The 23,359-nt window shown below is 60.4% G+C and carries 22 protein-coding genes; 10 read left to right on the forward strand and 12 right to left on the reverse strand.

Annotated features, from left to right (window positions below; translation table 11 throughout):
- Window positions 1-44: 44 nt before the first annotated feature.
- The gene (locus HA399_RS07475) at window positions 45-959 is read right to left on the reverse strand and encodes a helix-turn-helix domain-containing protein (protein ID WP_404326671.1); all 915 of its coding nucleotides are present in this window, start codon (window positions 957-959) and stop codon (window positions 45-47) included.
- 156 nt (window positions 960-1,115) lie between these two features.
- Between HA399_RS07475 and HA399_RS07480 the strand changes: the two genes are divergently transcribed.
- Both HA399_RS07480 and HA399_RS07485 read left to right on the forward strand, forming a co-directional pair.
- Window positions 1,116-2,384: an MFS transporter gene (locus HA399_RS07480; RefSeq protein WP_404326673.1), complete on the forward strand. Its 1,269-nt coding sequence runs from the start codon at window positions 1,116-1,118 to the stop codon at window positions 2,382-2,384.
- 191 nt (window positions 2,385-2,575) lie between these two features.
- The gene (locus HA399_RS07485) at window positions 2,576-4,486 is read left to right on the forward strand and encodes a bifunctional 2',3'-cyclic-nucleotide 2'-phosphodiesterase/3'-nucleotidase (RefSeq protein WP_404326675.1); all 1,911 of its coding nucleotides are present in this window, start codon (window positions 2,576-2,578) and stop codon (window positions 4,484-4,486) included.
- Between the two features lie 165 nt (window positions 4,487-4,651).
- Here HA399_RS07485 and HA399_RS07490 read toward each other — a convergent pair whose 3' ends face one another.
- Complete coding sequence (locus HA399_RS07490; protein WP_404326676.1) at window positions 4,652-4,957, reverse strand: hypothetical protein; 306 nt, start codon at window positions 4,955-4,957, stop codon at window positions 4,652-4,654.
- 177 nt (window positions 4,958-5,134) lie between these two features.
- On the opposite strand from HA399_RS07490, the gene HA399_RS07495 reads away from it, so the two are divergent.
- Window positions 5,135-5,977 carry an alpha/beta fold hydrolase gene (locus HA399_RS07495; protein ID WP_404326678.1) on the forward strand — a complete coding sequence of 281 codons (843 nt, stop codon included), beginning with the start codon at window positions 5,135-5,137 and terminating at the stop codon, window positions 5,975-5,977.
- 128 nt (window positions 5,978-6,105) lie between these two features.
- Here the strand turns inward: HA399_RS07495 and HA399_RS07500 are convergent, their stop codons facing one another.
- Entirely contained in the window at window positions 6,106-6,804 is a 699-nt protein-coding gene (locus HA399_RS07500; protein ID WP_192838167.1) for a GNAT family N-acetyltransferase, read from the reverse strand.
- Between the two features lie 446 nt (window positions 6,805-7,250).
- Between HA399_RS07500 and HA399_RS07505 the strand changes: the two genes are divergently transcribed.
- Genes HA399_RS07505 through HA399_RS07520 form a run of 4 tightly spaced genes read left to right on the forward strand, consistent with a single transcriptional unit; the run spans window position 7,251 to window position 12,122 of the window.
- Complete coding sequence (locus HA399_RS07505) at window positions 7,251-8,777, forward strand: ABC transporter substrate-binding protein (protein WP_404326679.1); 1,527 nt, start codon at window positions 7,251-7,253, stop codon at window positions 8,775-8,777.
- Window positions 8,774-9,700 (forward strand): ABC transporter permease, encoded by a 927-nt coding sequence (locus HA399_RS07510; RefSeq protein WP_176493202.1) that lies wholly within the window; start codon window positions 8,774-8,776, stop codon window positions 9,698-9,700. The genes HA399_RS07505 and HA399_RS07510 overlap by 4 nt, the downstream gene beginning before the upstream one ends.
- Window positions 9,697-10,614 (forward strand): ABC transporter permease, encoded by a 918-nt coding sequence (locus tag HA399_RS07515; RefSeq protein WP_404326680.1) that lies wholly within the window; start codon window positions 9,697-9,699, stop codon window positions 10,612-10,614. Before HA399_RS07510 ends, HA399_RS07515 begins: the two co-directional genes overlap by 4 nt.
- A complete protein-coding gene (locus HA399_RS07520) occupies window positions 10,611-12,122 on the forward strand; it encodes an ABC transporter ATP-binding protein (RefSeq protein WP_404326681.1) in 1,512 nt (503 codons plus the stop codon). The genes HA399_RS07515 and HA399_RS07520 overlap by 4 nt, the downstream gene beginning before the upstream one ends.
- Window positions 12,123-12,186: 64 nt before the next feature.
- Here HA399_RS07520 and HA399_RS07525 read toward each other — a convergent pair whose 3' ends face one another.
- The 4 genes from HA399_RS07525 to rhtA form a co-directional block, all read right to left on the reverse strand.
- On the reverse strand, window positions 12,187-13,224 hold the full coding sequence (locus HA399_RS07525; RefSeq protein ID WP_404326682.1) for a sensor histidine kinase: 1,038 nt from the start codon (window positions 13,222-13,224) through the stop codon (window positions 12,187-12,189).
- Between the two features lie 2 nt (window positions 13,225-13,226).
- Window positions 13,227-13,802 (reverse strand): hypothetical protein, encoded by a 576-nt coding sequence (locus tag HA399_RS07530; RefSeq protein WP_404326683.1) that lies wholly within the window; start codon window positions 13,800-13,802, stop codon window positions 13,227-13,229.
- Between the two features lie 441 nt (window positions 13,803-14,243).
- A complete protein-coding gene (locus HA399_RS07535) occupies window positions 14,244-14,780 on the reverse strand; it encodes a TspO/MBR family protein (protein WP_404326685.1) in 537 nt (178 codons plus the stop codon).
- Between the two features lie 181 nt (window positions 14,781-14,961).
- Entirely contained in the window at window positions 14,962-15,855 is an 894-nt protein-coding gene (rhtA, locus tag HA399_RS07540) for a threonine/homoserine exporter RhtA (RefSeq protein ID WP_054556012.1), read from the reverse strand.
- Between the two features lie 159 nt (window positions 15,856-16,014).
- Between rhtA and HA399_RS07545 the strand changes: the two genes are divergently transcribed.
- Window positions 16,015-16,575, forward strand: coding sequence for a helix-turn-helix domain-containing protein (locus HA399_RS07545; RefSeq protein WP_303567918.1), 561 nt, complete (start codon window positions 16,015-16,017; stop codon window positions 16,573-16,575).
- A gap of 96 nt (window positions 16,576-16,671) precedes the next feature.
- A complete protein-coding gene (locus HA399_RS07550; protein WP_153635649.1) occupies window positions 16,672-17,709 on the forward strand; it encodes a hypothetical protein in 1,038 nt (345 codons plus the stop codon).
- A 309-nt stretch (window positions 17,710-18,018) separates the two neighbouring features.
- On the opposite strand, the gene HA399_RS07555 is transcribed toward HA399_RS07550, so the two are convergent.
- The 3 genes from HA399_RS07555 to HA399_RS07565 form a co-directional block, all read right to left on the reverse strand.
- On the reverse strand, window positions 18,019-18,534 hold the full coding sequence (locus HA399_RS07555) for a DUF3455 domain-containing protein (RefSeq protein ID WP_054556016.1): 516 nt from the start codon (window positions 18,532-18,534) through the stop codon (window positions 18,019-18,021).
- A 292-nt stretch (window positions 18,535-18,826) separates the two neighbouring features.
- On the reverse strand, window positions 18,827-19,366 hold the full coding sequence (locus tag HA399_RS07560) for a redoxin domain-containing protein (protein ID WP_404326686.1): 540 nt from the start codon (window positions 19,364-19,366) through the stop codon (window positions 18,827-18,829).
- Between the two features lie 270 nt (window positions 19,367-19,636).
- A complete protein-coding gene (locus HA399_RS07565) occupies window positions 19,637-20,206 on the reverse strand; it encodes a manganese efflux pump MntP family protein (protein ID WP_153635651.1) in 570 nt (189 codons plus the stop codon).
- Between the two features lie 384 nt (window positions 20,207-20,590).
- Here HA399_RS07565 and yghU point away from each other — a divergent pair, with 384 nt between their 5' ends.
- The gene (yghU, locus tag HA399_RS07570; protein WP_131431944.1) at window positions 20,591-21,454 is read left to right on the forward strand and encodes a glutathione-dependent disulfide-bond oxidoreductase; all 864 of its coding nucleotides are present in this window, start codon (window positions 20,591-20,593) and stop codon (window positions 21,452-21,454) included.
- A gap of 172 nt (window positions 21,455-21,626) precedes the next feature.
- Here the strand turns inward: yghU and HA399_RS07575 are convergent, their stop codons facing one another.
- Together HA399_RS07575 and HA399_RS07580 are read right to left on the reverse strand one after the other, a co-directional pair.
- Window positions 21,627-22,661: an alcohol dehydrogenase family protein gene (locus HA399_RS07575; protein WP_404326687.1), complete on the reverse strand. Its 1,035-nt coding sequence runs from the start codon at window positions 22,659-22,661 to the stop codon at window positions 21,627-21,629.
- A gap of 26 nt (window positions 22,662-22,687) precedes the next feature.
- The gene (locus tag HA399_RS07580) at window positions 22,688-23,209 is read right to left on the reverse strand and encodes a TetR/AcrR family transcriptional regulator (protein WP_215824328.1); all 522 of its coding nucleotides are present in this window, start codon (window positions 23,207-23,209) and stop codon (window positions 22,688-22,690) included.
- Window positions 23,210-23,359: the final 150 nt, after the last annotated feature.

Raw genomic sequence — 23,359 nt, forward strand, 5'->3', positions numbered from 1 at the left:
TCGGTCGCCGCGCAGCTGCCACTATTTATCACGATGCTAAGCCTTTACAGTCCGCCGGTGTGCCGTTGTGTCATGACGCGGCTGTCGTTACCCATGCCACTGCCCGAGCGGCGTTGCTCGCGTTCCTGCAGGTAGCGGGCGGGCGTGGTACCGAGCAGCTTCTTGAACATGCTGATGAAGGCGTTGACGGACTGATAGCCGACGTCTTCCGAGACGCGCTGCACGCTCATGCCTTCTGCCAGCAGGCGAATCGCCACCACCAGGTGCAGTTGCTGACGCCAGCGGCTGAAGCTCAGGCCGGTGTCACGCTGGATAAGCCGGGCGAGGGTGCGTTCGCTCATCGCCAGTTCGCTCGCCCACTCGGCCAGGGTGCGTCGGTCATCCGGGGTCTTGATCAGAGCATCGCTGATGCGGGTCAGCCGCGGGTCTTCGGGCAAGGGCAGATGCAGACGTTCGCTGGGCATGCAGGCCAGCTCTTCCAGCAGCACACCGACCAGCCGCGCTGTCGGCCCCTGTTCAGGATATGGCTGGGGGAGCTCCGCCAGACGCAGCACCAGCTCACGCAGCAGGGGCGAGATCGACAGCGTGCAGCTGTGGCTAGGCATCTCGAGCGCACCGGGCTCGATGAACAGATGACAGACGCGGCCGCCACGGGTCAGATGATTGCTGTGGGGCAGGTTACCGGGAATCCAGACCCCGCTGTGCGGCGGCACCATCCACAGACCTTCCGGCACACGACTGGTCACCACGCCATGCAGGGCGATGACCAGCTGTCCCTTGCGATGCTGGTGGATCGGCACCTCCATCACCTGTTGGCCGGTCTCGACATGCAGGGCGCTGGCCGGAATCTCGTAGATGTCCGGGTCATGCTCGCAGACGCTGCTGGAGAAGGGCACCTGATCGGGGCCACGGGTGCTGACCCCGGGCGATGACGGTAGGACGGGTGTGGTCACTGACATGGCGGCTCGCAGATTGTCTGATTTCAGTGATCTGATGTCATGATGGCTCAATTCTGCAGTGGGCGAGGGGATTAAGCTAGCCTCACTCTGTGCGCGGACTCATCTCTTGGGTGTCGTCCCGCCATTACCCCGTTTCACGATCGCTGCGAGCGCCTCATGACTGAACTCTGCCACTCGTCTCCTGTCCGGCGACTGAGCCATCCGGCCGTATTGATCGCCGGTATCCTGTTGATCGCCATGAACCTGCGTGCGCCCTTCACCAGTATCGCGCCACTGCTGGAGCGCCTGCAGGCGGCGCTGGGCTTCAATGCCACGGCGGCTGGCTTGTTGATGATCCTGCCGCTGCTGGCCTTCGTCGTCGTCTCGCCCTGGGTGCCGCGCCTCGCCAGAGGTCTCGGGCTTGAACGCAGTCTCTTCCTCGCCTTGCTGACGATCGCCGCGGGCATCGTGCTGCGGGTGCAGGGCAGCATGCTGGCCCTCTATCTGGGGATCGGCCTGATCGGGGCGGGCATCGCCGTGGGCAATGTGCTGCTGCCCAGTCTGGTCAAACGCAGCTTTGCGCAGCATGTCGCGCTGCTCACCTCCTGCTATGTGCTGACCATGGGCATCATGGCCGCCATCGCCTCGGCGCTGATGGTGCCGTTGGCACAGGGTAGCAGCGCTGGCTGGCAGTACGCGATGCTCATAGTGGTCATCTTGCCATTGGTGACGATGGGGGTGTGGTGTCCGCAGTTGTTACGTCGTTCCCTGCCGGCGGCGGCGAAGGAAGCCGAGAAGGGTGCCGAGAAGGAAGCCGAGAAGGAAGCCGAGAAGGGTGCCGCGCGTCCGGTGCGTCAGGCAGCCGTGTGGCACTCGCCACTGGCCTGGCAGGTGACGCTGTTCATGGGCATCAATTCGCTGCTGTTCTATACCGTCAACAGCTGGCTGCCGAGCATGCTGGCGGACAATGGCTTCTCGGCCGAGAAGGCGGGTTCGTTGCATGGTCTACTCCAGCTGGCTTCGGCCTTGCCGGGATTGATTCTGGTGCCCCTGATGCCGCGCCTGAAGGATCAACGCCTGATCGCCTTCGCGACGCCCTGCATGTCGCTGGCGGGATTCATCGGGCTATGGCTGATGCCGGAGTGGGCACTGGTGTGGGTGCTGTTGCTGGGCGCGGGTTCCGGGGCCAGCTTCATTCTCGCCTTGTCGTTCATGGGGCTGCGGGCGCGCGATGCCATGCAGTCGGCGTCACTGTCGAGCATGGCGCAGACGCTGGGCTATCTGCTCGCGGCCATGGGGCCGCCGCTGATCGGCGCGCTCTACGACATGCAGGGCAATTGGCAGCTGGCACTGATGGTCTGCGCCGTCCTCAGTGTGTTGATGGCAGGTGTCGGCTGGCTGGCGGGCAGAGACCGCCAGTTGCCTGAGGCGTCGGCATCTGAATAATGGAGCGCTGCCCCCAAGGGGCACTGGCACATCCCCCCATGACAAGGAAGTGAGAGATGGCGAATGCTTCATCGGCTAGCGAAGATCAACGGGCGTCTGACTCGCCAGCTGTTGCGCAGCACCCCGGACGTCGGCGCAAGCCGCCTTTGCGGGCAGCCATCCTTGGCCTGGCCAGTCTCGGAGGTATCTTCATGATCGCTCAGCCAGCCAATGCCGCGACGCTGTCACTGCGCGTGATCGAGACCACCGACATCCACGCCAATGTGATGGATTACGACTATTACAAGGACCGTCCCAGCGTGCGCATCGGCCTGGTCCGCGCGGCGAGTCTGATCAAGCAGGCGCGTGCCGAGGTGGCCAACAGCGTGCTGCTGGATAATGGCGACCTCATCCAGGGCAGCCCGATGGGCGATTACATGGCGGCGGAGGGGCTCAATGAGGGCGATGTCTTCCCGGCCTACAAGGTCATGAATCAGCTGGATTACGATGTCGGCAACATCGGCAATCATGAATTCAATTACGGGCTCGAGTATCTCGAACGGGCGCTGTCCGGCGCGCAGTTCCCCTATGTGAACGCCAACCTGCTGGACGCCACGACAGGCGAGCCGTACTTCACGCCCTACCAGATCACCCCTCATGCCTTCACCGACAGTGAGGGCAACGCTCAGACCTTGAAGATCGGCTATATCGGCTTCGCGCCGCCGCAGGTGATGACCTGGGACCGCAAACACCTCCAGGGCCGCCTGACGGCCGAGGACATCACCGAGAGCGCCAGGCGCTGGGTGCCCGAGATGCGCCGGGCGGGCGCGGATGTGGTGATCGCCATCCCGCACTCCGGCATCTCGACCGACCCCTACCGGGTGATGGCCGAGAATTCGGTGTATTACCTCTCGCAGGTCGAGGGCATCGATGGCATCGCCTTCGGGCATGCCCATGCCGTCTTCCCCAGCGAGGAATTCGCCGAGGTACCGGGGGCCGATATCGCCAGGGGCACCCTGAATGGCGTGCCGGCGATGATGCCGGGGCATTGGGGCAGCCATGTGGGCGTGATGGATCTCGAACTGAGCAATGCCTCGGGCCAGTGGCGGGTAGTGAGCGGCCAGACAGAAGCCCGCCCGATTCAGGTGGGCGGCGAGGCACAGGTGGCGGAAGATGCCGAACTGGCGGCGCTGGTTGATCATGAGCACGACGCCACGCGCGAGTACGTCAATCGCAGCATCGGCCGCGCCAGTGCGGCGATGAAGAGCTATCTGGCGCTGGTGCAGGACGACCCGACGATCCAGATCGTCAATCGCGCCCAGGCCGATTACGTCAAACGCTTCGTCGAAGGCGACCCGGACCTGGAAGGCTTGCCGATTCTTTCGGCAGCTGCGCCGTTCAAGGTCGGCGGCCGTCACAATGACCCGACCCAGTTCACCGAGATGGAGGCGGGCGAGCTGAGCTTCCGCAATGCCGCCGATCTCTATCTCTATCCGAATACGCTGGTGGCGCTCAAGGTCACCGGCAGGGAAGTGCGGGAATGGCTCGAGTGCAGCGCCGGCCAGTTCCATCGCATTGATCCGGATCTCGCCACGCCCCAGCCCTTGATCAACTGGGAAGGTTTCCGCAGCTACAACTTCGACGTGATCGATGGCGTCGACTATCAGGTGGATGTCACGCAGCCGGCGCGTTACGACGGCAATTGCACGCTGATCGACGCCGATGCCCACCGTATCCAGGGCCTCACCTATGAGGGCGAGCCGGTCAAGGACGAAGATGTCTTCCTGCTTGCGACCAACAACTATCGCGCCTACGGCGAGGACTTCCCCGGCACCGGAGAGTCACATGTCGCCTTCGCGTCACCGGATGAAAATCGCAGCATTCTGGCCCAGTACATCTCGCGCCAGACGCAGCAGCAGGGCGCGGTGGACCCCGCGGCGGATCACAACTGGCGGCTGGCCGCGATCGACACCGATACCCCGCTGGACATTCGCTTCACCACCGCCCCCGGCGAGGATGCGCAGCAGTTCATTGATGCCCAGGCGGTCTACCCGATGACGTTGGTGGATCATGACGAGATGGGCTTTGCCCGTTATCGCGTCGGGCTGGACCGGATGAAATAGCCAAGGCAGCACATTGTCGAGCACGTCGTTATTGGCCTGGATTCAGGTGGGAAAAAACGCCAGTCAGCAATTACTGACTGGCGTTTTTTTGTCACTTGGCGCTACCCGCTATCTGTTTCATTATCCGCTTTTGCGTCAGGTTCTTTTGCGCAGTCCCATTGCGGTTCAGCGCCAGGGCGCGTGCAAGGTGATGCTCAGCAGTACGCGTTTGCCGCGCTCGATGCGGCTGACGCTGTGTTCGTGAAGGTCGGGGCGAAACAGCACCACGCGGTCCGCGAGGCGAAAGAGGCTGCCATCGGTCTCGAAGACACCGCCCCGGCGGGGCTTCTTGAGCACGATATTGAGCTTGTAGTAGCTGCCGCTGCCCATCGGGTCGTTGTGGCGCATCACGCTGTGGCCTTCGGGGTAGGTCACCAGGTTGATGGTCAGGCGACGAAGATCGAGCAGACTGCGGTTGATGACACGGGCCATGGGCGTTTCCCTTGAATTTGATGGAGCCATTAAAGCGTATTTTGAGCAATCAATCAAAATCGTGCTTGAGTGATCGCTCAGGAATCCGTAAGGTGGTCCCACGTTCACGGCATCACCGCGATATAGCACTGTTTCGCCAGGCCGTGATTGAGTATTCATCAAGCGAAGAGGTCAGCAATGAGCCACGACAACGTGACAATGGAAGCCCTGGAAACCCGTTATGCGATGATCGAAGGGCACCGCATTGCCTACAAGGAAATGGGTGAAGGTCAGCCGCTGTTGTTGATTCACGGCATTCCGACCAACAAGCTGATGTGGCGTGATGTGATGCCGGAATTGGCCAGGCATTATCGTGTCATCGCCCCGGACATGCTCAACTATGGCGAGTCGGACATGCCGGTGGATGCTGACGTTTCCATCAATGCCCAGACACGCATCTTCATCAAGCTGATGGATTCACTGGGTGTGGCGAGTGCGGATGTCGTCTCGCATGATATCGGCGGGGGCATCGGTCAGCTGATGGCCGTCAATCATCCCGAGCGTGTTCGCCGTCAGGTACTGATCGACAGCGTGTGCTTCGATTCCTGGCCGATTCCGGAGTTCAAGCAGCTGCTGGAGCCGGGCGTCGAGGAAGCGACCAGCGTCGAGGAATTCATCAGCACCATGCGCGGCTTCATGCCCAGTGGTGTGCATGATCCGGCCGTCGCGACCGAAGAGATGGTCGAGCGCTATGTGTCCCAGTGGAACAGCGAGCAAGGCAAGGCGGCTTTCTTCCGCAACATGCGTCGTCTCAACAAGGAATACACCCAGTCCATCGCCGGTGAGCTCAAGAATATCGAGATCAAGACTCTGGTGCTGTGGGGCGACAAGGACAACTTCCAGAAGCCGGATTACGCCCCGATGCTGGCAGATGCCATTCCGGGTGCCGAGCTGATCTGGGTGAAGGATGCCGGTCACTGGGTGACGGATGAAAAGCCGCAGGATACCGTGCGCTATATCCTGGACTTCCTCGCCCGCTGAGGAGGAGCCCATCAGCCATCAGCGCAGGAAAATCTCACCCCATGATGGTGAATGAGCCCTGAACGACAATGCCCGGTCCTATGACCGGGCATTGTCGTATCTGGCGGAAATCGCGCACGGGAAATCGCCTAATGATGCGCGATGTTCCGCGCGGCCGGAGGGGACTGTCGCTTGCGCTTGGCGGTGATCGTCAAGGCGTCTTCCTCGGTAAGGTCGTCGATGATCGTGTCGAGAGAGGCATTGCCCGACAGGGGCAGGGGCGCGTGATCACCCCGCGGGGCAAGCGTCGGCGCTGTCTGGAAGGCGAGGGGTCTTTCCAGTGCCATGATGCTGCCACTGCGCGTCGGGGTGCACTGCTCATTGACCAGTGTGAAACCGTGGCGCTGGTAGAGCGCCAATGCCGGGCTGTCGGAGAAGACTCTCAGACGCAGCGCGCGCGGGCAGGGTTGAGCGCCCGGGGAAAGCTCGGAGGCTCGGTCTTTCATCAGCGACTGGCCGTACTCCTGTTGCGTTGCCAGCTGGATCAACCAGTTCAGGCAGGCGGAGCCGACACCACGGCCTTGCCAATGTGGCACCAGTTGCAGGTCGCGCAGATACAGGATATCCGGCAGGGCCTTGAGGCTTATGAAGCCGACCCATTCGCCATTGATGCGTATCGCGTAGTTCTCGTTGTCCCGCCAGCGCTCGCTGAACAGTTCCTCGTCCCAGCTCATGCCATGCCGTTTGTAGGTCGCGAGCATGTTGCCGCAGCACAGTCGCCGAGCCGCGGCGCTCAGATAGCTGCTGCAAGCTGAATCGCTGATAGGGGTAATGCTGAGATCATCCATGATCCTGTCGCTTATTGTTGAGGGTAGGGGTACAGATGCGCGGACTGATGACTATGCGTCCCTGATAGCGGACCAGTCGGTTAGCGCATACTAATGTAGTTTGCCATCTATCATCGGATGTTGGGTTGCCGCTGACAAGTGAATGCCTGTCCAGTACTTGTCCTGCACCTCTCAAGTCTCTCTCAAGCACCTCACAAGTGCCTCTCAAGTGCCTGTCCAGCCTTGCCCAGTCGTAGAAGGTGAGTCGAGAGTTGCCAAAACGTAATAGTTACACTATAACATTGCGTTTTTGTTCGTCGGCGCCGATTGCGCGTCGGCATCCATGCTCTTGCTCGGGACGCGCGATATCGATGGTCAAATTGCTCTCAAGGCTTCGGTGGCAATACCGAACCTTCCTTCACGATCTCAGGCGGCTGGCCGTTGCCAGCGTCGCGCTGAGCCTGGCCATGGTGCAGCCCAGCCATGCGCAAGATGCCTCAGCGGCGCAAGCGTCGGCGGCTGACACACGACGTCTGGAGATCGTGGCACCCTTCGACATCAAGGGGGCGGATCCGCTGCTCAGCGGCATTCTTTTCCAGCGCATGCAGATCGTCGAGACACTGGTCGAGGTGGATGCCACGGGAGAGCTGCAGCCGGGATTGGCGACCGATTGGGAGGTCTCGGATGACGGCCTGGAGTGGCGCTTCACGCTCCGCTCCGGCGTGCAGTTCCATGATGGCAGCCAGCTGGATGCCGAGGTGGCGCGTCAGGTGCTCGAGATCGCACGTGCCAAGCCGGGTCTGTTGAAGTCGGTACCGGTCGAGCGGATCGTCGCCGAAGATGCCCAGACGCTGGCGATTGCCCTCAGCGAGCCCTTCGCCGCATTGCCCGCCTATCTGGCCGATTATCGCCAGCAGATACTCGCGCCGGCAGCCTTCGATGAGACGGGCACCGCCCAGCAGGTCATCGGCACTGGCCCCTATCGCATGCTGCGCATGACGCCGCCCTTGAGCCTGGAAGTCACCGCCTTCGAGGACTACTGGGGCCCGCAGCCCGAGGTGCGCCAGGCGCGCTATCAGGCGGTGAGCCGCGCCGAGGGCAGGGCATTGATCGCCGAGAGCGGAGATGCCGACTTCACCTACGGGCTGGACCCCGCCAGTCGCCAGCGTCTCTCCCAGTCACCGCGTGTGACTCTGGCGGCGGCCGCGACGCCGCGCACGATGCTGTTGAAGGTCAACGCCAATCATCCGGCCTTTCAGGACCCCGCTGTGCGGCGTGCATTGAGTCTGGCGATCGATCGCACCGCCATCGCGCAGGTCGTGCTGCGCTATCCGCGTGGCGCCAGCCAGCTGTTCCCGCCGATGGTGGAAGGCTGGCATGACCCCGCACTGCCCGAGCTGCATCAGGATGTCGCCAAGGCGCGTGCATTGCTGGAAGCCGCAGGTTGGAAGGTCGCGGAGGATGGCATCCGCCACAAGGATGGCCAGCGTCTCGCGATCAGCCTGATCACCTTCTCGGACCGCCCGGAGCTGCCGCTGGTCGCCACGGTGCTGGAGCGCCAGTTCCACGCCATCGGCATCCAGACGCGTCTGGATATCACCAACTTCTCGGCGATTCCGGCCGGCCACCACGACGGCAGCCTCGACATGGCGCTGTTCGCGCGCAATCTGGCCATGGTGCCGGACCCCATCGGCAACGTGCTGAGCGATTACGCGGGAACCCCCGAGGCCCCCGGTGGTGACTGGGGCGCGATGGGCTGGTTCGATGCGGACTTCACCGCCGAGCTTGAGCGCATGGCACGCGAGGGCTATGGGCCCACGCCCGCAGGGCAGGACCCGCGCGCCCAGGCCAGCGGCGTGATCCAGCGGGCGCTGCCCGTGATCCCCATCGCCTGGTACTACCAGAACCTGGCGATCTCCAATCGACTGCAAAGCGCTCAGGTAGACCCCTGGGAGCGTAGTTTCGGCCTTTCAGAATTGCGGTGGGCACAATGAATCTCCCTTCACGTCTGTTGCAGCTATTGATGGTGGTGCTGATGGTCGGCGGCGCCAGCTATCTGATGATGCAGAGTCTGCCCGGCGATGCCGCCTGGCGTATCGCGGCCGGCCGCTATGGCTATGATGCGCTGGATGCGGCCGCTGCGGCCTCGGTACGCGCCGAACTGGGCCTCGAGGCACAGGGCGGCTTGCACTTCCTTTACTGGCTGGGCGATATCCTGCGCCTGGAGCTTGGCACCTCGCTGATTTCCGGTGAATCGGTGTGGGTGGAGATTCGTCATCAGCTGGGCAACTCCTTGTCGCTCGCCGGCGCTGCGCTGGGCATCTCGCTGCTGATCGGCCCGCCGCTGGGGCTGCTGGCCGGTCTGCGTGCCGGTGGCTGGTTGGACCGTAGCCTGCTGGCCGTCTGCAGTCTGCTGCGTGCCACGCCGCAGTTCCTGCTGGCGCTGGTGCTGATCCTGCTGATCTCGGTGGAGATGGGCCTGCTACCGGCCGCCGGTCATGGTGAGCCGCAGCACTTCATTCTGCCGGCGATGACGCTGGCGCTCGGGCTGGCAGCGGTATCGGCACGCCTGGCACGCGATGCCATGGCCGCCGTCACCCAGACGGCCTTCCATGATTTCGCGCGCTGGAAGGGCCTCAGCAACGCCCAGACCTTCTGGCGTCACGGCCTGCGCCATGTGGCCTTGCCGCTGGTGACCTACCTGGGACTGCAGTTCGTGACCCTGGTGGAAGGGGTGGTGGTGATCGAGAGCATCTTCGGCTGGCCGGGCATCGGCCATGCGCTGGTGCACGCCATCTTCTCGCGCGATGTGCCGATGGTGCAGGGCACCGCCCTGGTGCTGGGCGTCGGCTTTGTCGTGATCAATCTGCTGGTCGATCTGCTGGGTCGCCAACTGGACCCACGGGGTGTGAAATGAATCAGGTGGTGGAAGGGCTTGCGCCGCAGCGCGTGGAAGCCGCGCGTCGTCCACGTCTTGACTGGCCGTTGCGCCGGGTGATCGGGGCCGCGATGGTCGCCAGTCTGGTGCTGCTGGCCTTGCTGGGCAATCTGGTGATACCGGGAGACCCGCTGGAGCAGCATCTCTATCGTGCGCTGCAGGGCGCGGATGCCGTCGGTGTCTCTGGCGCCGGCGAGGTGATCACCAGTGCCCCGCTGGGCTATGACCACCTTGGGCGCTCCCTGTATCACCGCCTGGTGGCGGCGCTCGGGCTGTCGCTTTCCATCGCCGCGGGGGCGGTGATTCTGGCCGCGTTTTCGGGCATCTCGCTGGGGCTGCTGGCCGCAGGACGCGGTGGCTGGGCCGAGCGCCTGTTGAGCCTGGTGGCAGACAGCCTGCTGGCATTGCCGGGGCTGCTGCTGGTGCTGATGGTCAGCGTCATCCTGCCGTCGACGCCTCTGGCATTGTGGTTGGGTCTGTCGCTGGTGCTGTGGGTGGAATTCTTCCGCCTGGCCCGCGCCACCGGTCGCAGCGTGCTGGCGAGTCCCGGGGTCGAGGCCAGCCGTCTGCTGGGCTTCGGGGCCTGGTACCGGTTTCGTCATCACCTGTGGCCCGAAATGGCGCCCGTGATGATGACGGCGATGGCCTTCGGCATGGCCAACGCCCTGATGGCGATTGCCGCGCTGGGCTTCGTGCACGTCGGCATTCCGGAGCCCACGCCGGAGCTGGGCACCATGATGGTCGAGCTGTTGCCGTACTGGCGTGAAGCGCCATTCGCGCTGCTGACGCCGGTGCTGGTCACCTTCCTGCTGTTGCTGGGGCTGTTGCTGATGTCCGGCAGCAAGGCCAGAACGTCAACCGCCGCGGACACCCTCGAAGGAGCGCGCCCATGAATGTCGCGACAATGACTACGCCTGCCTCTCACACGCGGCATGGGGCAACGGCGGATGATGTGGTGCTGAGTGCCGAGGATGTGAGCGTGCGGGTCCAGGGCGCGCAGACGGCGCTGCTGGAGCCTGTCTCACTTGCGCTCAAGGCGGGCGAGCCGCTGGTGGTGATCGGTGAGACGGGGTCCGGCAAGAGTCTGCTGGCTCAGGCACTGCTGGGCACGCTGCCCCCGGAGCTTGTGGCCTCCGGCAGCCTGTGGCTCGACGGCGAGCAATATCCTCTGCATACGCCAGAGAATCGGCGCCCGCTCTGGGGGCGCCGGCTTGCGGTATTGCCCCAGGAGCCCTGGCTGGCGCTGGACCCGCTGATGAAGGTGATTCGTCAGGTCGGAGAGGCATATCGACTGGTCGCGGGGCGTTCGGCGCAGGCCTCCCACGCGGCCGCGCGCAGTGATCTGGAGCAGCTGGGTGTCGCCGCGGCCAGCGAGCAGTTGCCGGGCAAGCTGTCCGGTGGCATGGCGCAACGTGTAGCCTTTGCGGCCGCCCGCGCCGGCGGCGCGCCGCTGTTGATCGCCGACGAGCCGACCAAGGGGCTGGACGCCGCCCGCGTCAGCGAGATCGGCGAGCTGCTGCTCAAGTCACTGGCCGAGACACCGCGTGCCGGCTTGATGGTCATCACCCATGACATGGCGCTTGCACACCAGATCGGTGGCCGGCTGATGGTGGTACGCAAGGGGCAGGTGATCGAGCAGGGCGCGACGCGTGACGTGCTGGCCGCGCCGACACATGCCTATACCCGACGCCTGGTGAATGCCGCGCCGCAGGCCTGGCCGGAGGCCACCTTCAAGCCGGCAGCCGACGGTGCAAGCGGTGATGGCAAGGCGGCAGGCGAGACCATCATTCGCGCCGAGAACCTGACCATCGCGCGCGGGGACACCACATTGCTGCGTGACGTGGAACTCAGCGTGAAGGGCGGTGAGATCATCGGTGTCCAGGGCGCTTCAGGCTGTGGCAAGTCATCGCTGGGCGATGCGCTGCTCGGCCTGTTGGCACCGCATTCAGGACGCGTGGTCCAGCATGCCGAACGCCTGGAGTATCAGAAGCTCTATCAGGACCCCGTGGCGACCTTCCCGCCACGCCGGACACTGGGGCGCCTGTTGAAGGATCTCAGCGCACGCCATCGTCTCGACGACAGCCAGCTGCCGCAGCTGATGGAGCAACTGAGCCTGGCGCCGGAATTGCTTTCGCGTCTGCCGGGGCAGGTCTCGGGTGGCGAGCTGCAGCGTTTCGCGCTGTTGCGTCTGATGCTGATCAAGCCGCGCTTCGTGTTCGCCGATGAGCCGACCTCACGCCTCGATCCGCTGGTTCAGCAGGAGGTGATCGCCTGCATGGTGAAGATGGTGCGCGAGCAGGGCACGGCGCTGGTGCTGGTCAGTCATGATGCGGCGCTGCTGCGCAAGGTCGCGGATCGCGTCCTGGTAGTAGAGAATAAGCAAGTTAAAGCACTAGTATAATTTAGTTTATTAAGCAGAATTGAGGCCTGAGACAAGGTCTCAATTCTGCTTAACTTCTATTTTCTTATTTGTCTCTTTTTCTTGGGAGTTTTATTGTGAAGATGTTGTTTTGGTATTTTAACCCTCTATCTATCTCGATTGTACCCTCTTTACAATTTAGCAAGATGTGTGATTTATTTAATTTCAATGCTTCTTGAGTTGTGCTCATACCTAAACCCGATCCTGCTTTAGCCGTACTCCTCGCTACTGTACCAGAATATCCTTCTGTAAATATCTTTTGTTGCTCGTCGCTATCAATAATAGAGCTTATCATGTCCATCTCAATGTTTATTATGTCGTCGTCTCGTGTTATTCTAACATCGAGATTTGTGCTGGGCTTAATGTACTTGGCAGCGTTATCAATTATATGATATAGAGCTACGTGGATCGTTTCATAATCAAAGTAAGCATGCTCTGTGCTAGGAGCTATGTTAACTATAACACCCTTGTCAGAAAATTCAGAGAAGAATAAATAGAAAACGTTCATCAGCACTTTATGAACAATATGGCTAGTAGGCCTTAGTGTAGGAACTTGTGATGAATGCAATTTATTAAAAACTGAAAATTCAGTTTTCATGGCAATATTGTTTTTAGCAATTTTTAGGAATGCCTGTGCGGTCTCATTAGGCTTTTTAGTGATTTCGGATGCTATATAACTAATTTGCCCTCCCATTTTTGCAGACACTTTTTCTTGTGGGACTATAGTGTGAAATTCTTGTATGTTATGCGCGTTCAGCGAGATAAGGTTATGTAGCAGCCTCAGGGTCACCTTTTCGCTATCTTTTATTATTCTTTCGTTATTCTTGCTTATTACGTCAAGCGCAATTATATAGCCATTAAATACCTGTTGAAATTTTCTTTTGCTATTAATATGATCCTTATTGCTACTAAATAAATAAACTGTTCCTTTTGCATTGCTAATTTTGCCAGCTCTTATTTCCCTGTCTTTGTAATGATGGGTTGCAGTTAGTTTGTTTCTGATTATATCTATGTCTTCCTCTGTCAATGTGCATGAGAGGGTTTTATTATTATTGTCTTTAAGTCTGTAGCGTATATTTGACATTATTATTCCTCCCCTAAAACGAGTTTTTCCACTATTGACTGAAATTCGTAAGGGTCCGCATTTTTATCGATACTATCATCAGCTTTTTTCAATGCTTCATGGAATCTTTCACCTTTATTCTCTGCTGAGTAAATGACCAGTTTTTTGTCTTTGTATTTGTTTTTTAAAGCTATAGCTAGCCCCAGCCCTTGCTCTTTGAAACCAAGTGCAATACCTACCCCCTGTATATCTATGAAAAATATATCTGTTTGTGAAATCTCTGGTGAATCAAGGTTTGTACAATCTTTTATTAGTCTAGTGTTTATCCATCCGGCATCAATTAAAATATTGGCAACCTTGAAAGATGTTTCGTCATCAATAAATAGTATTTTAGTTTTTGCTTTTGCCACTTCAAGCTTTTCTTCTCTAGAGAGCTCCGGCAAAGCGGGTTTTGCAATATATTTCTCATTTATGCCAATTGTGCTGACTGTTGTTACTGTATTTTGTGTGGATTCTTTTGATTTGAAATACTTATATATAAAGGGCACTATTGCTATGCCTATACCACTAAAAGCCCATTCGATCCATGAAAAGTCCATAATCCTTCCTATCCTTTAGTATGATTTGTGCTTTGGTCGCTCTAGTGTCGCCTTCTAAATATAAAACAAAGTGTTAGGAAATAGCTATATAAACCTCGAAAGAATACATTCCTAGGATGCTGGGGTCAGGGGAGGTGCTAATACTACTTAGTCAGGACTAGGCCACGAATGCGAAATGCGATCTGTTTAGGGGGGGGCGAGAGGGGCACTAGCAGCGAGATGCAACGTTTTTAGCATCAGTCTGCATGTGATTCGACCTATGCGATAGGTAAAACACTCAAGCATTATTTTTGCCTCGAGATATACCATATGCCGGAGAAGGCGCTGCACCACCAGTTTCTGATCGCAGCCACCAAGTGACGGAAGGCTAAATGACCAAGTCTAGTCGTATAGTGGGGGTTAATCCTATGAGACCCAGCCGCACGAAGCTACACATTACCCTTAGCCCAGCAGGGCCGGATTGGCTTGCCAGACGGACCAGGTCAGCGCACTGGCCAGCGTCACCCACGCCAGATAGGGCAGCATCAACAGCCCGGCCAGGCGACTGATACGCCAGAAGGCGATTAGGGTGACGGCGATCAGCGCCCACAGCACCAGCACGTCGATGAGCGCGGCCTGACCGAGATGCCAGGCGAAGAACAACCAGCTCCACAGGCCGTTGACGACCAGCTGCACCACGAACAGCCCGAGCGCCAGACGATGGCGCGGACGGAAGCCATTGCTGGCATGCAAGCCATCGCGCGCGATACGCCAGGCGGCGAGCGCCATCATCACGAACAGCGCCGTCCACACCGGCCCGAAGGCACCCGCCGGCGGGGCCCAGGCCGGTTGGGTGAGGCTTGCATAGAAGGTCTTCGCGTCAACCGAGGCCAGTGCGCCGATGGCGGCAGTGAGGAAGCTCAGCCCGAACCACACCACCATCTGGGCGGTGGAGCGCGCAGCGGAGGGTGAGGAAGACACGGAACGTGGCGATGTCATCTGGCGGTCTCCTGTCTCGAAAAGTGTGATAGAGGAAGACACGATATCCCACGCTGTGTCCTGATTCACCGTCCCGTTCTTCCTGAAAGGGGCACCTGAACGGCTCAGCTGAGAGGTACGTCTGCACGGTTCAGCTGAACGGAACATCTGAACGGTTCAGCTGCGGACGGCAGCGCCATCCTCAATCCGGCACCGGTCCATCGAAGACTTCCTTGCTGCGACCGGTCAGCGTCGTGCCCACCGAGGCGGCGATGACCAGACCGATGGCGAGCCACTGGAAGATGCCCAGCGTCTGACCGAGGAACAGCAGGCCAGAGAGCGCCCCGATGGCGGGTTCCAGACTCATCAGGGTGCCGAAGGTGTGGGTCGGCAGGCGCGGCAAGGCCACCATCTCGAGGGTGTAGGGCAGCGCGGTCGAGAGCACCGCGACGGCCAGTGCCAGCGGCAGGATATCCACCGAAAACATGGCGCTGCCGGCCTCCATCAGGCCGACGGGCGCGACGACCACCGCCGCGATCGTGATGCCCAGCGCCGCGCTCTGGGTGCCATTGCCTGCGCCGGCCTTCTGGCCGAACAGGATATACAGCGCCCAGCAGAGGCCAGCGCCGAGGGCGAAGGCGGCGCCGACGGGGTCGATCGGTGCGGCGGTGTCCTCACCCAGCAACAGCAGCAGTACCAGCCCGGTGATCGCCAGCGCCACCCAGCCAAGGTCGATCCAGCGGCGCGAACTCAGCAGCGCCACGGCCAGCGGGCCGGTGAATTCCAGTGCCACGGCGATGCCCAGCGGTACCGTCTTGAGGGCCTGGTAGAACAGCAGGTTCATCACGCCCAGCGCCACGCCGTAGATGGTGATGGACTTCCAGGCCTTGCGCGTCACCGGCTTGCGCCACGGGCGCAGTATGGCCAGCAGCAGAATCGAGGCGATGATCAGACGTATCGCCGTCGCGCCCGCCGCGCCGATCATCGGGAACAGGGAAGTGGCCAGCGAAGCACCGCTCTGGATCGAGCACATGGCGACCAGCAGCATGGCGACGGGCCACAGACGAGAAGAGGAGGCGGCGACGGCAACGGACATTGAAGTCTCCTTGAGTGATCCAGTGGAGGACGGGCATGGTCAGTCAAGAACACATGCGGCATGATTCAGGGACATTGAGGTAGCAAGGGAAGGGAGCTTGAGGCCAGTGGGATGCCGGCTTCCCTCATCGTCAGCGGGATTGTACGGATGCGCACTATATTGCACAACAGTAAAGATCGACCCGATGTTCTGGTCCATGTCGCGGCCAATGTTCGCCGTCTGCGTCTGGCCGCCGAGCTGAGCCAGCAGGCACTCGCGGATCAGGCCGAGATCAGCCGCCGCATGCTGGTGAACATCGAGAAGGGCGACGTCAATGTCAGCCTCGGCACGCTCGACAAGCTTGCCGAGGCGCTTGGGGTGCTCTTCTACGCGCTGGTGCAGCCCCCGGAAAGCGAAGACTCGGCACGCATCAATGAGGTGGCATGGGTCGGGCAGGCGCCCGAAAGCCGCGCGGTGCTGCTGGCCAGCAAACCGGCGACCCAGGAAGTCGAGTTATGGGACTGGACCCTCGCCCCCGGCGAGCACTATGACTCCGCGCCCGATGATGCCGGCTGGCACGAGATGCTGGTGGTCACGCAAGGCGAGCTGACCCTCACGCTGGAGCACGAGGAAATCGTCATTCACGCCGGGGATTTTCATGTCTATCCCAGTGATCAGGCCTACCGCTACCACAATACGGGCACCGGGATGCTGCGCTTCATTCGCAATGTACTGCACTGATGGTGATTGTGGTTCAAGGTCTTCAAGTGGCTAGTACGAACTCAATCCCGCATGGCCTGTCCCACTGTCATGACGTTTCATTTCAAGGAGCCATGCATGGCGAAGGTACGTATCACGCAACAGGGCACGATCCATTGTTTTCCGGCTGGCTTGAAGGATGAGGAGGGCAAGCTGGTGAACGCCGAGATTTCCGCCGTGGCCTATGACGGCGAGCGTCTGTTGATGGCGAGTGACAAGCCGATTCCGGGCGAGGGACGCTCGGCGGTCTTCTCCTTGCCACTGGATTCGCAAGGGCCCGATGACAGTCAGCTTGAGTATCTGACCACGCCGTTGATCCGTCAGGCGGTCAAGTATGAAGACTTCGCGCTGACCACCGATGGCCGTCACATGTTGGCAACCACCGGGTTTGATCGTATCGACAGCGAGAGCCATGCCCTGAATGCCTACAACCACCTGTTGATCTGGCCGCTGGGTGAGCCGGGCAAGGTGCAGGTGGTCGACCCGGACCCGCGTGACGGGGTCGAGGGCTCACTGGAATTTCGTCAGAAGTTGGAGGCGGCCATTGGCCAGCCGTACTACAAGATCGAAGGTCTGGCGGTCGTTCCGAGTGACAAGGGTGATGGGCTGATCCTGTTCGGGGTGCGCGAACAAGGCAACTCGCATGATGACTTCGCGTACGTGCGACGCGTCATCGGGGCGCGCTATGCCATGACCGACAGCGACAATATCGAGTTCATCGAGGACCTTCACGACGTCTATGCGTTTGATCCCGCCGAGTATGAGGGCGTGAATCACGAGTGTGGTCTTTCGAGCCTGGAATATGACCCCTATCACGCACGCCTCTATCTGGTAACCAGCTTCGAGACCGAGCAGGGCAGTGAAGAGGTGATCGGGGGCTATCTGTGGGTGCTGTCGCTGGCCGACTTCCATGCAGGCAAATCCCCGACGCTGGTGACGCATGAGGATGGTCGCGTGCTGGAGTTCGAGCACAAGGCGGAAGGGCTTGCGGTACTGGATCGCGAACGGCTGTTCGTGGTCTATGACAATGATCGCAATCATGAGCTGGGCAGCGTGGATGAACGCGATGAGCGTCACTCCTGTGAAGCGCCCTATACGATGCTGGCGCTGGTCTGACGGCAGCTTATCGGATTGGAGATCGGTTCACAGGCCGGGGAAACAAACTCACGGCTTTTGCACCGAAATGGGGGGGGCTGACTGTCTTCGTGATGGCCTCCCTGATCTTCTCTGTTAGCACTTCTGTTATCGCCTGCGCGTTGCTGATTGAGCTCCACGCTGAATCATCATTTCCCCGCAGGGATTGATGACGACAAAGCCCCGACATGCCTGTGCATGTAGGGGCTTTTCATGATCTCACCTTCCCTGTGTCAATGCGCTTTGTTACACGACATCGAGTGATGAATCCATTCTATTCAAGGCTTGAGATTACATGGCCTTGTAGAACAGATAATCGGCCTGGTACATCACGATTTCGACCTTGTCCTTGTGGGCTTCATCGCAGGCCATGTCAGGTGCGGCACCGCCCTGGGTATTGAGGCGCTGAACATAGGTGACGCCCTGCATGTGCCCTTCACCTTCGGCCGGGTTGGCCTCGACCAGCTGCAGCGGAATATTGCCCTTGCCGTTGGGCTCTACCGCCAGCTGTGTGCCGGTGATCTTGGAGCCATCCATGGATTCCCAGGTGGCGGGCGGACCATAGTATTTGCCGACCTGCTTGCCATCGGCATCATTCAGCGCGGCATCCGGGCCCTTGAAGACCCAGCCCATGGTGCCATCGTCCTTGGCTTCGCAGGCCCATTTGATCTTGCCGACACCGACGGTTTCCATGGCGACTTCATTGCCTTTTGGCACCGTGACGCTCTCGGGAACCTCCATGGCTTGAGCCAGCGGGCTCAATGCGAGGGCAGCGAAAATACCAGAGATACAGGCGATTGTTTTCATCTTGACGACTCCGTAGACAGATAAGGTTCAGCTAGCGGTTGCAGGTGTGTCGTTGTCTCCCTTGCACTGTTCATAACGCTGGCCTTTCTCGTCTGGATGTCACGGGATCAGATTTTTTTCGTGGTTTTTTCGTGGCCTGTTTTCAGCGCCTATCAGCGGCGTCATGAAAAGAGACCAAAAGCGCAAAGCGGGCGAGGTGAAGGCCAGGTGGCAAGCAACAGGCCCAGATACACAGACGCCCCGCAGCACGAGGCTGCGGGGCGTCTGTGTGACGGAGTGAACCCTGAAGGATTCAGTCGTAATCGCGGGTGCCGCGAATCGGGTAGTCGTTATCCGGCTTGCGGATGAACTCGATGCCACCCATGAGGGTATCCAGATCAGGGCGCACGAAGGGCGCGTTGGCGATCTCCTGAATCTGGATCTTGCCTTCGCCATTGACGATGAAGAAGGCAGGCTCCGGGAAGTCGTGATCGGTTTCCTTTTCGCTGCGCGGCGTCGAGATGAACAGTCCCAGCGATTGCATCTGTTCGAGGGTCAGCCCATACGCGAGCGGGAAGTTGACCTCCAGCGACTCGCGATGCTGCGTGAGCTGCTGCTCATCATCGGCAGATACGGCGACCAAATCGACGCCCTGGGCGCTGAAGCGCTCGCGATAGCTCTCCAGCTTGTTGAGAAACTTGGTGCAGATCGGGCAATGCTTGCCGCGATAGACCACGACCAGCTGCCAGTCATGCTCGCCCTGGGGCTTGCCGAGGGTCAGTGCCTCACCGTCGCTGCGTTTGACCTGGATGGCCGGGAATTCACTGCCTGGATGAAGCTTGCGTGTATACATGCAATCTGGCTCCCTTTGGAAGATCACGGCGTTGGCTTTCATGTCATCGCTGATCAGGCGGCGGATATCACGTGTCTTTGATACCACGCGTCTGGGATATCACGTGCCTGGATATCAAGCGCCTTGAATGACCAGCGACAGAATACGCCATGTGTCCCCCTTGAATGACGCCATTGTCAGGGTTTTCAAGGGGGCCCTTGGCGCAACGCGAGGGTGCGTTCATCGCCAGGGGCCGCCACGGGGCCGTTCAGGGTGCTTTTCAGCAGAGGATCAACCCAGGTAGCCGGTGTGATCCAGCAGGATGGTCGTGCCGATGCCGATCAGCACCAGGCCACCGATGATTTCCGCGCGCTTGCCGACCATCTTGCCCAGCACACCGCCCAGCATCACGCCGGTGGTGGCCATCACGAAGGTGGCGGTGCCGATCGCCAGCGCAGTGGTGACGATGTTCACGCCCGCAAAGGCAAGCCCGGCACCCACGGCCATGGCATCGATACTGGTGGAAAGGCCGGTCAACATCAGGCGGGGCAACGACTGCGGCGTGGTGCAGTCCTCGTCTTCCTCGTCCTTGGAAAGCCCCTCATGAATCATGTGCAGACCGAGCAGCAGCAGCAGGGCGAAGGCGATCCAGTGGTCCCACTGTTCGACGTAGACGGCCAGTGAGCGACCGATCAGCCAGCCGATCATGGGCGTGATGGCTTCGATGACCCCGAAGATGAGGCCGATACGCAGGGCGTCTTTCAGAGAGGGACGACGTATGGCGGCTCCCTTGCACAAGGCGGCAGCAAAGGCGTCGCAGGACATGGAGAAGGCGAGCAGAAATGTCGGTAGCAGAGGCATGAGTCAGGATGTTCCAGGCCGGTTGCGAGTCAATAACAGAAAGACACCACCGGCCGGAAGCGTCTGACTGTCATTGGTCTCGCCGAACCTCGTCCTGACTGATCACGGGCATGATCGGATAGGTGGGTCCTCGGTGCCACGGCAATGCCTGCCGACTATGTTGACATCCGAGACTCTCGTTGGGTGACGAGAGCGGGCTACTCCCCAAAAACTGGTGGCATACTAGCAACAAAATCTTGTCATTTCATCCCCTTGTGTCACGAGCGCCTTACCGTCATAACTTGTCTACCGAGTCAGAGCGGCGCCACGCCGACGTGTCTGACGCCACCGAAGTCTTGAAGCGTCAGTCTTGAAGCTTCAACAGGATGCCAAGGAGTCAAGGGTATGAGCGACAGTTATCAGCCACCCAAGGTCTGGACATGGGAAAGCGAGAGTGGCGGCAAGTTCGCCAGTACCAATCGGCCGATCGCGGGCCCGACGCATGACAAGGAGCTGCCGGTCGGCGAGCATCCCTTCCAGCTCTACTCCATGGCGACACCCAACGGCGTGAAGGCCACCATCATGTTCGAGGAGCTGCTGGCGCTCGGGCATAGCGGCGCCGAATACGATGCCTGGCCGATCCGTATCGGCGAGGGCGATCAGTTCGGCAGTGATTTCGTCGCGATCAATCCCAATTCCAAGATTCCCGCGCTGATGGACAGAAGCGGCGAGACGCCGATTCGCGTGTTCGAATCCGGCTCCATCCTGCTGCATCTGGCCGAGAAATTCGGCGCCTTGATCCCCAAGGACCCCGCCAAGCGTGTCGAAGTCATGAACTGGCTGTTCTGGCAGATGGGCTCTGCGCCTTACCTGGGCGGTGGTTTTGGCCACTTCTATGCCTACGCCCCGGAGAAGCTCGAGTACCCGATCAATCGCTTCGCGATGGAGACCAAGCGTCAACTGGACGTGCTGGATCGTCAGCTGGCCGACAACGCCTACATCGCCGGTGACGAATACAGCATCGCGGATATCGCCATCTATGCCTGGTATGGCGCGCTTGTCGAAGGCAAGCTCTATGACGCCGCCGAGTTCCTTTCCGTGCAGGACTACACGCACGTGCAGCGCTGGGCCAGGTCGATTGCCGAGCGCCCGGCGGTCAAGCGGGGTCGCATGGTCAATCGTTTCTGGGGAGAGCCGCAGGAGCAGTTGATCGAGCGCCACTCGGCGAGTGACTTCGAGACCAACACCGAAGACAAGCGTAGCGACTGATTATCGCGACACGTTCGTCAGACAGAGATCGTCTGGCAGTGACCGTCGAGCAATGATCATCGCGCAATGACTGCCGAGCAATGACTGCCGAGCAATGAGCGTTCAGTCACAACAAGGGCTACCCATCGGGTAGCCCTTTTGCGTTCTGGCCGGTCGCGCGGGCAGGGGGCTTTCAGTCCTGACGGATCTTGAGCACGACCTTGCCCACGTGACCTTTCTGCTGGAAGACCTCCTGGGCGGTGGCTATCTCGGTCAGCGCGAAGGTGTCAGCGACCAGCGGCTTGATGTTGCCTTGCTCGATATGGCGCACGAGATTGGGGAAGACCTCCGGTTCCAGCACCGTGCAGCCGAAGAAGCTCAAGTCCTTCAGGTACAGCGTGCGCAGGTCGAGTTCCACCATCTCGCCACCGATGGCGCCCGCGACGGCGTAGCGCCCCTTGTAGCCCAGGATATCCAGCAGTTGCGGCCATTGTGGGCCGCCCACCAGATCGATGACCACCTCGACACTCTGGCCGTTGAGCGCCTCGTCGAGAGGCTGATCGCGCAGCACGATGTCATCGGCTCCGAGATCGCGCAGGGCATCGGCCTTGGCCGCGCTGGTGACGGCAATCACATGGGCACCACGGGCCTTGGCGAGCTGGACGGCCGCGGAGCCGACCCCACCGGAGGCGCCGGTGATCAACACGCGCTCGCCCTTGGCAAGCTGTGCGCGAGTCAGCATGTTCTCGGCGGTGGAGTAGGAGCAGGGGAAGGAGGCGAGTTCCACATCGCTGAGTGAGCTCTCGACGCGCAGGGCATGGCGCGCCGCTACCCGGGTGTATTCGGCGAAGCCGCCATCGCATTCGGCGCCGATATACCAGGCGGACTCCAGCGTCTGGCCGTCGTGCTCCCTCAGGCAGGGCTCGATCAGCACACGCTCGCCGAGGCGCGCCTGGCTGACGTCTGAGCCGACCGCGACGATCTCGCCGCAGATATCGGCCCCCTGGATGCGCGGGAAATGGATCGGCTGCCCGGACCAGCTGGCATCCTCGGCCTCGCCATCGCCCTTGGAGTACCAGGCCAGCCGCGTGTTGAGGTCGGTATTGTTGACGCCAGCCGCGCCGACCCGCACCAGCACGTCACGCGGGCCGGGTGTCGGGCGAGGAATGTCGTCACGCACTTCCAGCATTTCCGGGCCGCCATGGCCGGTCAGGTAGACGCCGTGCATGCTGTCTTTGCTTGTGGCAAGTGAGCTCATCGGTGGGGTGCTCCCAACAGGGTCAGTGTGGTGGAAAGTGCGGCCTCGATGGCCTTCTCGCCCAGCACCAGCCAGGCGGAGGAGGCGCCTTCATGGATCAGGAACAGCTCGGTGGCGAGGTCTGGGCGGCGGCTGTGTTGGCCGAGCCACTCGAGAGTCTCGTGCTTGTGGCGATCGACCGCTTCGCGCACCTGCGGGTTGTCGGGAAAGGCCGCCAGGGCATTGACCGACATGCAGCCATTGGGCGCCTCGAACGCCATCCAGTGCCCCAGCCGCTGGTAGAGGTGGCTGAGCGCCGCAGCGCCATCCTCGGGCACTCCCTCTTCGAGGAAGGCCATATAGCGCTCGTGGCGATGCTGAAGCGCACCGATCACCATGCTCTCCTTGGAGGGGAAGTGGCGATAGAGGGTGCGCAGACTCACGTCTGACGCTGCCTTGAGCTCGGCAACACTCGGTTCTGCGAAGCCGCGCTGGCTGAAGAGCGTCTCCAGGCGGGCGGCGATATCGTGCTGAATCATGTCGGTGCCATGGTCGAATCAACGAGGGAGAGTGTTCGTTCTACCTGTGCAGGGTAGAGCGCTCATTCTCCCTGTGTCAATGCGGCGTTTCCGAAGCCTTGTGTCATTGCGCCCATGGTCTGACGTCGCGCATTACGCGTGTGACGCTTC

The sequence above is a fragment of the Cobetia sp. UIB-001 genome (genome assembly GCF_044789135.1).
In the GTDB taxonomy this organism is placed as follows: Bacteria; Pseudomonadota; Gammaproteobacteria; order Pseudomonadales; family Halomonadaceae; genus Cobetia; species Cobetia amphilecti.

Excerpts from the sequence above, each read along its gene's own strand:
- HA399_RS07475 (WP_404326671.1), bottom strand. The coding sequence starts at position 959 with ATGTCAGTGACCACACCCGTCCTACCGTCATCGCCCGGGGTCAGCACC.
- HA399_RS07480 (WP_404326673.1), top strand. The coding sequence starts at position 1,116 with ATGACTGAACTCTGCCACTCGTCTCCTGTCCGGCGACTGAGCCATCCG.
- HA399_RS07485 (WP_404326675.1), top strand. The coding sequence starts at position 2,576 with ATGATCGCTCAGCCAGCCAATGCCGCGACGCTGTCACTGCGCGTGATC.
- HA399_RS07490 (WP_404326676.1), bottom strand. The coding sequence starts at position 4,957 with ATGGCCCGTGTCATCAACCGCAGTCTGCTCGATCTTCGTCGCCTGACC.
- HA399_RS07495 (WP_404326678.1), top strand. The coding sequence starts at position 5,135 with ATGAGCCACGACAACGTGACAATGGAAGCCCTGGAAACCCGTTATGCG.
- HA399_RS07500 (WP_192838167.1), bottom strand. The coding sequence starts at position 6,804 with ATGGATGATCTCAGCATTACCCCTATCAGCGATTCAGCTTGCAGCAGC.
- HA399_RS07505 (WP_404326679.1), top strand. The coding sequence starts at position 7,251 with ATGGTGCAGCCCAGCCATGCGCAAGATGCCTCAGCGGCGCAAGCGTCG.
- HA399_RS07510 (WP_176493202.1), top strand. The coding sequence starts at position 8,774 with ATGAATCTCCCTTCACGTCTGTTGCAGCTATTGATGGTGGTGCTGATG.
- HA399_RS07515 (WP_404326680.1), top strand. The coding sequence starts at position 9,697 with ATGAATCAGGTGGTGGAAGGGCTTGCGCCGCAGCGCGTGGAAGCCGCG.
- HA399_RS07520 (WP_404326681.1), top strand. The coding sequence starts at position 10,611 with ATGAATGTCGCGACAATGACTACGCCTGCCTCTCACACGCGGCATGGG.
- HA399_RS07525 (WP_404326682.1), bottom strand. The coding sequence starts at position 13,224 with ATGTCAAATATACGCTACAGACTTAAAGACAATAATAATAAAACCCTC.
- HA399_RS07530 (WP_404326683.1), bottom strand. The coding sequence starts at position 13,802 with ATGGACTTTTCATGGATCGAATGGGCTTTTAGTGGTATAGGCATAGCA.
- HA399_RS07535 (WP_404326685.1), bottom strand. The coding sequence starts at position 14,780 with ATGACATCGCCACGTTCCGTGTCTTCCTCACCCTCCGCTGCGCGCTCC.
- rhtA (WP_054556012.1), bottom strand. The coding sequence starts at position 15,855 with ATGTCCGTTGCCGTCGCCGCCTCCTCTTCTCGTCTGTGGCCCGTCGCC.
- HA399_RS07550 (WP_153635649.1), top strand. The coding sequence starts at position 16,672 with ATGGCGAAGGTACGTATCACGCAACAGGGCACGATCCATTGTTTTCCG.
- HA399_RS07555 (WP_054556016.1), bottom strand. The coding sequence starts at position 18,534 with ATGAAAACAATCGCCTGTATCTCTGGTATTTTCGCTGCCCTCGCATTG.
- HA399_RS07560 (WP_404326686.1), bottom strand. The coding sequence starts at position 19,366 with ATGTATACACGCAAGCTTCATCCAGGCAGTGAATTCCCGGCCATCCAG.
- HA399_RS07565 (WP_153635651.1), bottom strand. The coding sequence starts at position 20,206 with ATGCCTCTGCTACCGACATTTCTGCTCGCCTTCTCCATGTCCTGCGAC.
- yghU (WP_131431944.1), top strand. The coding sequence starts at position 20,591 with ATGAGCGACAGTTATCAGCCACCCAAGGTCTGGACATGGGAAAGCGAG.
- HA399_RS07575 (WP_404326687.1), bottom strand. The coding sequence starts at position 22,661 with ATGCACGGCGTCTACCTGACCGGCCATGGCGGCCCGGAAATGCTGGAA.
- HA399_RS07580 (WP_215824328.1), bottom strand. The coding sequence starts at position 23,209 with ATGATTCAGCACGATATCGCCGCCCGCCTGGAGACGCTCTTCAGCCAG.